The 10,823-nt window shown below is 53.3% G+C and carries 11 protein-coding genes; 8 read left to right on the top strand and 3 right to left on the bottom strand.

Annotation, left to right across the window (positions count from 1 at the left end):
* Positions 1 to 506: 506 nt before the first annotated feature.
* Positions 507 to 1,904 carry a chromosomal replication initiator protein DnaA gene (gene dnaA, locus CVT63_06310; GenBank protein PKQ27748.1) on the bottom strand — a complete coding sequence of 466 codons (1,398 nt, stop codon included), beginning with the start codon at positions 1,902 to 1,904 and terminating at the stop codon, positions 507 to 509.
* Positions 1,905 to 2,681: 777 nt separating this feature from the next.
* Between dnaA and CVT63_06315 the strand changes: the two genes are divergently transcribed.
* From CVT63_06315 to CVT63_06350, 8 genes are all read left to right on the top strand, one after another.
* A complete protein-coding gene (locus tag CVT63_06315) occupies positions 2,682 to 2,816 on the top strand; it encodes a 50S ribosomal protein L34 (protein ID PKQ27749.1) in 135 nt (44 codons plus the stop codon).
* 14 nt (positions 2,817 to 2,830) lie between these two features.
* A complete protein-coding gene (rnpA, locus tag CVT63_06320; GenBank protein ID PKQ27750.1) occupies positions 2,831 to 3,217 on the top strand; it encodes a ribonuclease P protein component in 387 nt (128 codons plus the stop codon).
* The gene (yidD, locus tag CVT63_06325; GenBank protein PKQ27760.1) at positions 3,214 to 3,411 is read left to right on the top strand and encodes a membrane protein insertion efficiency factor YidD; all 198 of its coding nucleotides are present in this window, start codon (positions 3,214 to 3,216) and stop codon (positions 3,409 to 3,411) included. Before rnpA ends, yidD begins: the two co-directional genes overlap by 4 nt.
* An 8-nt stretch (positions 3,412 to 3,419) precedes the next feature.
* Entirely contained in the window at positions 3,420 to 4,535 is a 1,116-nt protein-coding gene (locus CVT63_06330) for a hypothetical protein (protein PKQ27751.1), read from the top strand.
* A gap of 30 nt (positions 4,536 to 4,565) precedes the next feature.
* Positions 4,566 to 5,327, top strand: a complete 762-nt coding sequence (locus CVT63_06335) for a hypothetical protein (GenBank protein PKQ27752.1) — start codon at positions 4,566 to 4,568, stop codon at positions 5,325 to 5,327.
* 803 nt (positions 5,328 to 6,130) lie between these two features.
* Positions 6,131 to 6,775 (top strand): 16S rRNA (guanine(527)-N(7))-methyltransferase RsmG, encoded by a 645-nt coding sequence (gene rsmG, locus CVT63_06340; GenBank protein PKQ27753.1) that lies wholly within the window; start codon positions 6,131 to 6,133, stop codon positions 6,773 to 6,775.
* A gap of 61 nt (positions 6,776 to 6,836) precedes the next feature.
* On the top strand, positions 6,837 to 7,676 hold the full coding sequence (locus CVT63_06345) for a sporulation initiation inhibitor Soj (protein ID PKQ27754.1): 840 nt from the start codon (positions 6,837 to 6,839) through the stop codon (positions 7,674 to 7,676).
* Positions 7,618 to 8,478, top strand: a complete 861-nt coding sequence (locus CVT63_06350) for a chromosome partitioning protein ParB (GenBank protein PKQ27755.1) — start codon at positions 7,618 to 7,620, stop codon at positions 8,476 to 8,478. The genes CVT63_06345 and CVT63_06350 overlap by 59 nt, the downstream gene beginning before the upstream one ends.
* A 4-nt stretch (positions 8,479 to 8,482) precedes the next feature.
* Here the strand turns inward: CVT63_06350 and CVT63_06355 are convergent, their stop codons facing one another.
* Positions 8,483 to 9,433 carry a D-alanine--D-alanine ligase gene (locus CVT63_06355; GenBank protein PKQ27756.1) on the bottom strand — a complete coding sequence of 317 codons (951 nt, stop codon included), beginning with the start codon at positions 9,431 to 9,433 and terminating at the stop codon, positions 8,483 to 8,485.
* A 22-nt stretch (positions 9,434 to 9,455) separates the two neighbouring features.
* Positions 9,456 to 10,697 carry an aminotransferase gene (locus tag CVT63_06360; GenBank protein ID PKQ27757.1) on the bottom strand — a complete coding sequence of 414 codons (1,242 nt, stop codon included), beginning with the start codon at positions 10,695 to 10,697 and terminating at the stop codon, positions 9,456 to 9,458.
* Between the last annotated feature and the right edge of the window lie 126 nt (positions 10,698 to 10,823).

Raw genomic sequence — 10,823 nt, forward strand, 5'->3', positions numbered from 1 at the left:
TCACCGCGGGCGAAGCGCGTGGGGTGGGAGAGGGTTGGGGCAGAACCCCCCTAGCCCCCCTTGTCAGGGGGGTACCTCGCCCCCCACCTTAATCCTCCCAGCGGCGTGAATGAGCTATTCTTGGGAGGCTACCGTGGTTGAGTGATTGGGTCGGGACTGCGAAAGTCCACGGTTTGCGACCCCTTTGTTTTTTACCATTACCAGGGATAAGACCACAAGCGTTCGAATCCTTTTTTTCTCATTTGAATATATTTAAAACAGTAATAGTAGTAGTGGATGTTGAAATGTTGAAAGCTGAGAGAATGTCCCTTTCTAAAGGGAAAAAGAAGTGACTTGGGCGGTGAAAGAAATGTGTGATAAAAAGAGTTGAATCCACATGCCGTAAAGAGGATAAAACAAAAAAGAGTTTGCCGTGTTTAAGGAATGTGAAGAAGAAGCGCGAGAAAGAGATTTATCAACACGAACACAACAGGAAAATCCACAATGCTTTATCCGGCGTAAAAACATCAAATCGCTTTATTTATAAGATTCGTTATCTCCGTTACTTCCTGGAACGTTTCTCTTTTTGTCTTTAAGAGGTTCTCTATTTTTCGGCAAGAGTGCAGTACCGTGGAGTGGTCGCGGTTGCCGAACAACGTGCCAACCGTGAGAAGTGTGGCGTCCGTCATCTCTCGACAAAGGTACATTGCCACCTGCCTGGCGTGAACCAGCGAGCGAGAGCGGTTCTTGCCGTTTAGATCGACAAGAGCAACATGGTAGTAGTTAGCGACCAGGCTCTGGATGACGTCTACGCTGGGGGTGCGAGATTTATTGGACTCTACGCCCTGATCTTTGAGCACGTCCTGAACCATCTCGAGGTCGATGCGCGTTCCGTAAAGTTGAGCCGAGGCAATAACTCTATTTAAGAGGCCCTCCAGGGAACGGATGTTGTCCTTTACTTTGGATGCGATATAAACAAGAGCATCATCCGGGACGTAAACGTTTTCGGCCCGCGCTCTTAAATGAAGTATAGCAAGGCGCGTCTCCATATCGGGCGGGGTAATATCTATGAGCAATCCTCCCTCGAACCGGGATCTTATCCGATCAGCCAGTTGAGGCATCTCGCTGGGCGGCCTGTCACTTGACAGAACGATGTGACTGTTGGCGCTGTGAAGAAGATTGAAGATGTCGAAGAATTTTCCTTGTGTGGCGTCGGTTCCACTCAGAGCCTGAATGTCGTCAAAGAGCACGATCTTGTTGTTGATGTACTTTTGGTCGAATGCGGATTTGTCCCGCTTGAGAGTGATCGTAGCGATGAACTCGTCGATAAACGTTGAGGTCTGAACATATTTGACCCTGAGGTTGGGAGACGTCTTCTCGGCATAGTCTTTGATTGCATGAAGCAGATGGGTTTTGCCAAGGCCCGTGCCGCCATAGAGAAACAGGGGATTATATTTGTCACCCGGAAACTCCGCTACCATCAGGGCCGCGTGATACGCGAACTTGTTGGAGTCGCCGACGATGAAGTTGTCGAAGGAGTATCTCTTAGAAGAAGAGAGCCCCTCGCGCGCTGGAACGGTATCATCAGCAATGTTTTTCCTGGGAGGAAAAGAACTGACAGCTATTCGTTCTACCATGTCGGTTGGCGTAGAGACAGTAAGCGCCAGGCTTGCGGACTCTCCCAGCGCCTCGGACGTTGCCACAGTGAGAATATCTAAATACTTCGCGGCTATTATGTCTTTGGTAAAGGAGTTTGGCGCTCCAAGCAGGAAAGTGTCGCCGTCCAGAGAAATCGGCTTCAAAGGAGAAATTATTGAAGAGAAAATGTGTGGTGGAACCTGTCCGCTCAGTTTTGAGAGGACGTCTCTCCAAAGATCTTCAATCGCCATCGGGCTCTCCTCTTCTATTGCCACGTCGTGTTTCAATTTTCTCCCCGCCACTCTTCCCGTCGCCGATAGAGCAGGAAAGCAGGCAACTCAACAATTTATCCACACAAATGTGGACAAGGAACTCTGCGAAACCGCACAAGAGCGCTAATTACAGACCCTCCAAGTACGATATCAACAAAATTAAACCGTTTTTCAACACGGTTTTCCACCTTTGTGGAAAAAGCTCAGGACATACAAAAGACCCAGGTTTCCGGCCCAGGTCTTATGCGGAAAGAGTATAACAAGGATCCATCGAAAAGCGCAATACGTTTTGGGAAAGAAGTTGAGAAATCTTTTGAGTGACCGCCCGCGCCTCTACCTGTTGGCGCCCTTCCCCATCTATTGACCCTCGTATAATACAATAATAACAAGGGCTTAAAAAAGACCTGAATGCTTGAGGAAAGCACGGGGAAGGTCAGGATGCCTTCTTAGGTGCCGGGCATGACGCTTCACCTGGGCCGATAACTCAACCAGGTCATCGGGTAAGTAGTTGGCGAGATAGGTCGCCCTGGCGTTGCTCCAGAGATACTCCACCGGGTTGAGTTCGGGGGCGTAGGGTGGAAACCGGACAACCGTGAGCCCACTTTCCCCACCCCTCACCGCGTCTCCCATTCTTTTCAGCAAAGCGAGGGGTGTTTTTCTCGACCGACGTTCGAGTTCGCGAGCGAAGGGCGAGGAAGACCTCCGGGCAAAGTCTCTCTTTGACACCCGGCGGCAGTCAAGTATAATGTAGCCCGCTTGTGGTATCGACGTTGTACTTTAAAAGGAAACACGGTGAAAAGAACCTATCAGCCTAAAGTAAGAAAAAGAAAAAGAGAGCACGGCTTTCGCAAAAGGATGAGCACTGCAGCCGGGCGTCGGATTTTAAAACGCAGAAGGAATAAGGGCAGGGCCAGGCTGACCGTCTAGGCCGCGGAGCGCTCATGCCCAGAAAAAACAATCCGCCGATTCGGTGGATAACCACGTCGAAAGAGATTCGGTCAATCAGAAAAACCGGGAAACTTTTTCGAGGCGGTCACGTTTTTCTCTGGGCTTCTGCCGGCAACGATAATCCCGGCGTTGTCGGGCTCGCGGTTGTTACCGGCAAAGGCTTTCACGGCGCCGTGAAGAGAAACCTGGCTAAAAGGCGTGTGCGGGGCGCCATGCTGGAAAAAAGAGAACTCCTTAACAGGGGAGCGCGCTACCTCGTGGAGGGTCGCCGGGGAGTTGAAGAGATAGATTACCAAATTCTGGTAAAAGAGATTGATACACTACTGTCGAGGACTCAAAATTGCGTGAAGGAAAAAAGGCAGGAACCTGGCGCCACATAGCAGTTGCGCCAATATATGTTTACAGGAAACTGTTGTCCCCGGGGCTGAAACAGCGGTGCATATATTACCCGTCTTGCTCACAGTATTTTGAGCAGTCGGTGCTGAAGTACGGAGTCCTCAAGGGTTCGGCCAGGGGAATAAGCAGGATATTAAGATGTCATCCATTTGCTGAAGGCGGGTACGACCCTCCCTGAATTGATAGGTGGTCAGTTTGCATTTTGCGGCAATTCCATTCCTTGCCCCGATAAGTGAGTTTCTAGGCAAGGGACTGCAATACTTCAATACCTTTACAGGAAACTTCGGTGTAAACGTGATCTTGCTCACTGTCGCGTTCCGAATAGTAGTGCTCCCCCTGTCTATCAAGCAGACCGCATCCATGATCGCGATGCAAAAGTTGCAGCCCCAGCTCAAGGAAATCCAAAAAAAGCATAAGGACGACCGCGAGAAGCAGGGGCAGGAAATGATGAAGCTTTACAAGGAGAACAAGGCAAGCCCGCTTGGCGGCTGTCTGCCCTTGATCCTCCAGATGCCTATCTTGTTTGCTCTTTTTGAAGTACTCCGAGAAGTTCCGAAGTACGTGCGGTACAAGACGAGCTTTAGCTTCCTGGGCATCAATAATTTGATTGCAACCGGGGAAACGATGTGGGCAGGCGGCACGATCAAAGAGTACAGCCTTGCCGCTCACAAAGTAGTCACGGTGAAAGTTCCCGGCCAGGAGTATTTTGCTGTATTCGCCTTGATCTTGTTGACGATTGGAACCGGGTACGTTGCATCGAAGATGATGACAAATGACCCGAAACAAGCAAAGATGATGGCATTTATGCCGGTCATTTTCGGCGTATTCGCCTGGATCCTTCCGGCAGGAGTGACGATTTATATTGTCATCACTAACGTTCTGATGATCCTCCAACAGTACATACAACTGGAGGCCGAAGGGTTTTACGACGAACAGCGCGTCACTCGCATGAAAACAGGAAAACCCTTGAAGTGGAACGAGAGCGCGTTGTTCAGGTTCTACGAGTATGGCTCAACAGTGCTTACTGCCGTGAAAATCAAGAAGCCCCCGGCGCCGGCGGCAAAGAAGCAGGTTCCAAAAAAAGAAGCGAACGGGAACGCTTCTGATTCCGCTGGAAAAACGAAGGCAACAGGGGCGAAATCAGCAGTAAAGCCCGCAACAGACGCGAAAAAGTCAGCACAAAAAGCGGGGCAAGAAACAGAGGATCGCAAAACCGTAGCGAGAGAATCAGCGAAAAAGCCGGCGAGGCCGTCGCCGTACCCGGCTAAGAAAAAAGGCGCAGGCAAGAAGCGCAAGAAATGAGTGACTGGCGAGATAAGTCTGGAGAGTAAGATGAAGGAAACATCATGGGAGTACACCGGCTCTACAGTGGAAGAGGCGACGCATATCGCACTCGAGGAACTGGGGCTCGAGAGAGATGACATCTTTGTTGAGGTTCTGGAAGAGCCGCAAAAGGGATTTCTTGGATTTGGCGGCGTCGATGCGCGCATCAAAGTTGAAATGATAGGCGAGTGGGAGGTCACCGGAAAGAAAACAGAACCCGGAACGGCGGCTCCCCGGGACAGAGAATCGCGCGCCGCTTCTTCTCAGGGGCGCAAGAGCAAAGAGGAGAAGGAAGAGGCGTCCTTCCAGGGGACAGACACCGATAAGCCTGTAGCGATGGTCGAAGACATTCTAGAAATGATAGGGGTCGAGGCTTCAGTTGAGTCGAGAGAGCGAGAAGACGCTCTGGAGATTGATATATGGGGCGATGACGTCGCCATCATCATTGGGAGAGCCGGAGCGACGCTGGACGCCTTGCAGTTTCTAGTTAATATCAGTTGTAGAAGACAAGGGGATATCTCAAAGAGGATAATCGTTGATGTCGAAAGGTACCGGAAACGGCGCAAGAAAAAGCTCGAAGATCTAGCAGAACAAATGGCGCTGGATGCAAAAACTCGGGGGGAAAGCGTTGAGATGCTGCCAATGTCGGCGTCTGAACGGAAAATTGTCCACATGGCGCTTCGGGAGATTCCGGGGGTTTGGACCGAAAGCATCGGTGAAGAAACAGGTCGCCGGATAGTTATCAACCCGGGAAATAAAAGTTCCACGTGAAACACACCACAAGCGCGAAGGCGCCACCACCTAAGATGAAAAGGTTAGGGTAGCACAGACATTCCTGTCTGTGATGCGTCACACCCCCAAGCTGAATAGTTACGTTTCGTACATAAAAGTGAGATCTTAGTGCCCCAACTCGTAATTACAGTGTCGTATTCTTTCGATCATGTTACAAACGCAAAAACGCCAAAAGCCCTCTCTCCCCTGGGGGAGAGGGTTGGGGCAGAACCCCCCTAGCCCCCCTTGTCAGGGGGGTACCTCGCCCCACACCTTAATCCTCCCGCCGTCTGAGGGGGAGGAGATCAGAAGTGTTTATTTTCGGAGTAGCATTTTGTAATTACGGTGACGTGTTATTACTCCCTCTCCCCCTGCAAGGCGGGGAAGACATCCTGAGCCTCTCGCCAAGAGTAAGCAATAGATAAATTATTGGCAAGGTATTGGCAGGGGCGCGCGATGGGCGTGGATACTAAATGTTTAGTTGAAACTTGAGGTAAATCTAAGGGGCACATCGAAATTGAGCGGCTTCTTGCATTTGAGGAAATCCATGAGAAAACAGCGTATGTAGCATAAACTACCGACCTTTATCCACAAGTTTGTTGATAACACTGCAAAATATGTTGATAAACTGATGTTTGCCCCGTTTCACGTGAAACAGCAAGTCGGGAAAAGGATTATAAGCGAGGGAGAACAATGACGTTGGCAATAACTGGTAATGTTGAACAACGGCAAGTCCAGGTTCAGGGCAGATCTATTAGAGAACGTACGGTTTATGATAATCGTGAGATCAGAAAGGCGGGAAGGTGGAAGAAGAAAAGAAACGGCTGGAAGAGATTTTAAGATTTCAGGGGATAGAAGAGGCTGGGGCAAAATCGAAAAAGCTCTTTTTGTACAAAGGAATGTTGGAAGATAAGAGAAAATGGGCATGCCTCGTATCGCGCGGCCTGGCGAGCCAGTACGAAACGGTGGTGGCGGACTCGGTAGCACTGGCGGGCCAATTGGAGAACTCTACAAAAATGGAGGTAGCCGACTTTGGCGCCGGAGGAGGGCTGCTTGGCCTTGTTTTGGCTATTGTATGCCCCGCGTGGAACGTCACGCTGATCGAGGCATCCTCGAGAAAAGCGGCGTTTCTTGCGGAGGCGGCAGGTGAGCTGAACCTGGCGAACGTCGAGATCGAGAACGCGAGGGCGGAGAGCCTCGTGGGGAAGCAAGAGTTTGACATGGTTGTTTCGCGGGCTGCCGGAAAACTGAAGGAACTCGCGCCGGTCGCGTTTGCTCTGTTGAAACAGGGAGGCCGGTACGTGGCATTGAAAGCGGCACAAGTCGAGGATGAAATCGCCGAAGCGAGAGCCGAAAACATAAGGGGGATCGAAGTTCTAAAAGCGCAATACCCTCTATCCCACGGCGTTGCGGGAAGAGCCTCGATTGTAGTAATAAAGAAGTTGTAAGATAGCAGACATCCAGTCTGGAACTTGGAACCAAGCGCCAGGGAGGGCAGTGTTAGATCAATTGGAATGCGCCGATTCCGCGAAGGCGCACACGAGAGTAATCGCGATTACCAATCAGAAGGGCGGCGTGGGCAAAACCACGACCGCGGTCAACCTCAGCGCGTACCTTGCGTCGATGGGGCAGCGCGTTCTGATGGTGGACATGGATCCGCAAGGCAACGCGACAAGCGGCGTGGGGATCGAGAAAGCCAGAATCAGCAATTGCGTTTATGATGTCCTGCTGGGAGAAGCCGACGCGCGCTCGGCGATTCTGCCGGGCCCGATCGAGCGCATGGACGTAATGCCTTCCACCCTCGACCTGGCGGCGGCCGAGATAGAGATGGCGTCGGAGTTGTCCAGGGAGAACCGGCTAAGCGCGAGCCTGGCGCCCTTGCGGCACGAGTATGACTTTATCGTGATCGACTGCCCGCCCGCCCTTAGCCTCCTGACAATCAACAGCCTCGCCGCGGCCGGCGAAACCCTGATCCCGATTCAGTGCGAGTATTACGCGCTGGAAGGCCTCGTTTACCTGTTGCGAACGATCCAGCGGATCAAGTTGCATGTCAACGCTGACCTTATAATCGCGGGGGTTCTTTTGACGATGTTCGACAAGCGGAACAATCTTTCAAAGGACGTAGAGGGCGAAGTCAGGAGAGAGTACTCGCGGATGACTTTTAAGACGGTAATCCCCAGGACGGTGAGGCTTTCCGAGGCGCCCGGCTTTGGGAAACCGATAATACTTTACGAACCCTTGTCGAAGGGCGCGTTGGCGTACATGGAACTCGCGAAGGAAGTGGTTCAAGGTGGCAAAGAGAAGATTGGGGAAGGGTCTGGATGCGCTGATCGGATCAGCGACAGATGAGGAGAACTGGCTCGAGGAACTTCCCGTAAAGAAAATAAGGCCAAACTCACACCAACCTCGCAAGAAGTTTGACCGTGAGGCGATCGAGGAGATGTCGCATTCGATCAAGACGTTTGGCGTCGTGCAGCCGATCATAGTGAGAGTGGTTGGCGATGAGTATGAACTTATCGCGGGCGAGAGAAGATGGAGGGCGGCGATCGAGGCCGGGCTCGAGAAAATCCCCGCGGTGATCAGACGCTCCACCGAGATAGATTCTCTGGAAATAGCGCTTATAGAGAACCTTCACAGAGCCGATCTCAACAGCATTGAGGAGGCAAACGCATATCAGCAACTGCTGGAAGATTTCGCCATCACCCACGAGGAGCTTTCCCGGCGGGTAGGAAAGAGCAGGGTCACGATAACGAATACGCTACGCCTGCTGCAGTTGCCGCCGCGCATCCAGGAGGAGCTCGTGGATGGACGCATTACCACCGGCCATGCCCGCGCGCTTCTCGCTCTCCAGAACCATCCCGCCTGGCAGGGCGCTATCTGCTCGCGAATAGTGTTGGAGGGGCTTTCGGTCAGGGAAGCGGAGGAACTGGTGGGCAAGGGAGACGGACAGGAAACGTCAACTTCTACCGCGCGAGAGAAGGATCCTCTGCCCGAGGAAGCCCATCAGATGTTTGTGCGGCTTCAGGAGGTTCTCGAGACACGGGTGCGCGGGTCTTTGGGGAAACGGAAAGGGCGGCTTGTAATCGAGTTTGGGGACATGGACGACCTTTGCCGGATATTCAAGACGATAACGGAGAAAAACGCAACATAGGGGGTCAGGCCCCAGTGTTGCGTTTTTCCAGGGCGAGGTGCGCGAGTTTTTCGACGAGGTCACAGAAGTCCAGACCCGCGGCCTGGGCGGCAAGCGGGAGGAGGCTGGTTTCGGTCATGCCCGGGCTGATGTTCAACTCAAGGACGAAAGGCTTTTCATCCTTCACAATCATGTCAACGCGGGAGACGTCTTTGCAACGAAAGAGATTGTGCGCTTTGAGCGCCAGCCGGGAGGCCTCGGCCGCGACCTCGTCGCTCAGGCGCGCGGGGACGAAGTACTTGGTCTTCCCGGGGGTATAGCGCGCGCTGAAATCAAACAAGCCTGACTCGGGAACCACTTCGATCGCCGGCAGCGCCTCCGGAGGATCGTTGCCAACGATACTGATGGCGATTTCGGCGCCGGTGACGAACTCCTCGATCAGAGCCCTGTCGTCGTAGCTCAGCGCTTCTATGAGAGCGGGACCGAGCTCGGATCGCTCCTTGACAATCGTCAGCCCGAGCGCGCTTCCCTGCGCCGCGGGCTTGACGACGAGTGGAAAGCCGAGTTTTTCATATACCACCGGCAGCAGACTTGACGCGCCCATTTCCTTGAGTGTCGATGATGAGACGACGCAGTAGCGCGGAGTTGTGATGCCATTGGCGAGGAACAGCTCTTTGGAGAGAATCTTGTTGAACCCGATGATGCTGGACAGGAGACCGGGACCGGTGTAAGGGATGCCGAGTATCTCCAGGAGTTCCTGCACCGTGCCGTCTTCACCGCCCTTGCCGTGCAGCGAAATATAGACGAGATCCGGCTTCTCGGACATCAAAGTCGGAACCAGCTCCTCGTCAACGTCCAGTTCGAGAACCTGGTAGCCACGCTCTTTGAGCGCTCGCGCGACGCGCTGCCCCGACTTCCAGGAGACGTCTCTCTCGAGAGAACGGCCTCCCATTAACACTGCTATCCTGGGCTTCATGCCATCTCCTTCCCGGGGGCCATTAAATGTCCAATCCCAACGAATGATACAGTTCTATTTCCTTGCGGATGACCTTCCCCAGGCGCTTGATGCCCGTGGCGATAAGGTCCTCGTCGGCGTAGCTGAAATTCAGGCGCATCTGGTTGAGCCCCGAGCCGTCAACGAAAAAAGCTGTGCCGGGAACGTATGCGACCTTTTGGTCAATCGCAAGCGGCAGCATCTTTTCGGTGTCCAGAAACTCGGGCAGGGTAACCCACAGGAAAAGGCCTCCCTGGGGCCGGACCCAGCGCGACCCGTCAGGGAAATTCTTCTCGAGGGCGCGTAGCATAGCGTCGCGACGCGACCGGTATATCGGCTTGAGATTTTCGACGTTCTTGCGCCAGAAACCCCCCTGAAGGTATCGGGCCGCGAACATCTGGTTGAGAGCTGACGAACAAAGGTCCGCGGACTGCTTGAGGGTCGCGAGCTTCTCTATGATAGGCGCGGGACCAAAAACCCAGCCCGTGCGGATCCCCGGGGAGATGATCTTGGAAAGCGTGCCGAGATACACGACCCGTTTCGGGTCGATAGACGCGAGCGGCGGAAGCGGTTCTCCCTCAAAACAGAGAAGCCCGTAAGGGTTATCCTCAATTATCAGGAGATCCCGGCTTTCCGCGAGATCGAGGAGCTGGTGACGCCGCGCCAGCGACATGGTCACGCCAGCGGGGTTATGGAAATTTGGAACGACATAGATGAACTTGAGCGGCGGCCCCTCCAGGTGATCGAGCCGCTGTCGCAACTCCTCGACAGGCATTCCTTCATCATCGAGCGACACGGTAATAATATCGGGCCCGTTGGTGACGAAAGCGGTCAACGCGCCGAGGTACGAGGGCCCCTCGAGCGCTATCTTATCTCCGCGATCGATGAAGACGCGGCCCAGGAGATCGAGCGCCTGCTGGCTTCCCGTTGTTATCAGTATGTGCTCAGGGTTGGAGCGCAATCCTTCCTCGCCCATCACTTCAACGAGCGCCGACCTGAGATCGTCACGGCCCTCGGTCTCTCCGTACTGGAACGCCTCGGACATGTTCTCGTCCAGCACAGAGTTCATAATCTCCGAGATGTTTTCAGGAGGAAGGCCGCCCAGATAAGGCAGGCCTCCAGCGAAAGAGATGATGTCTGATCGTCCGATGACGCTCATGAGATCGCGCACGGCGGAACACCTCATGAAACTGCTGGCCTCGGAGTAGAGACGTGTATAAGGATCGAAGATTATCTCGCGCGACATGATTGCTCCACCATCGGGATTTGAAATGAAGGTAACGCAAGGTATCGCGCGTTGTCAAACCAGGGGCAGGCGCCGTCTACCTTTACTGCGTAGAGGCGCCTGGCAACGTCTACCGCTTTAGCGGTA

Origin of the sequence: Candidatus Anoxymicrobium japonicum (assembly GCA_002843005.1) — a bacterium.
GTDB classification, from domain to species: Bacteria; Actinomycetota; Geothermincolia; order Fen-727; family Anoxymicrobiaceae; genus Anoxymicrobium; species Anoxymicrobium japonicum.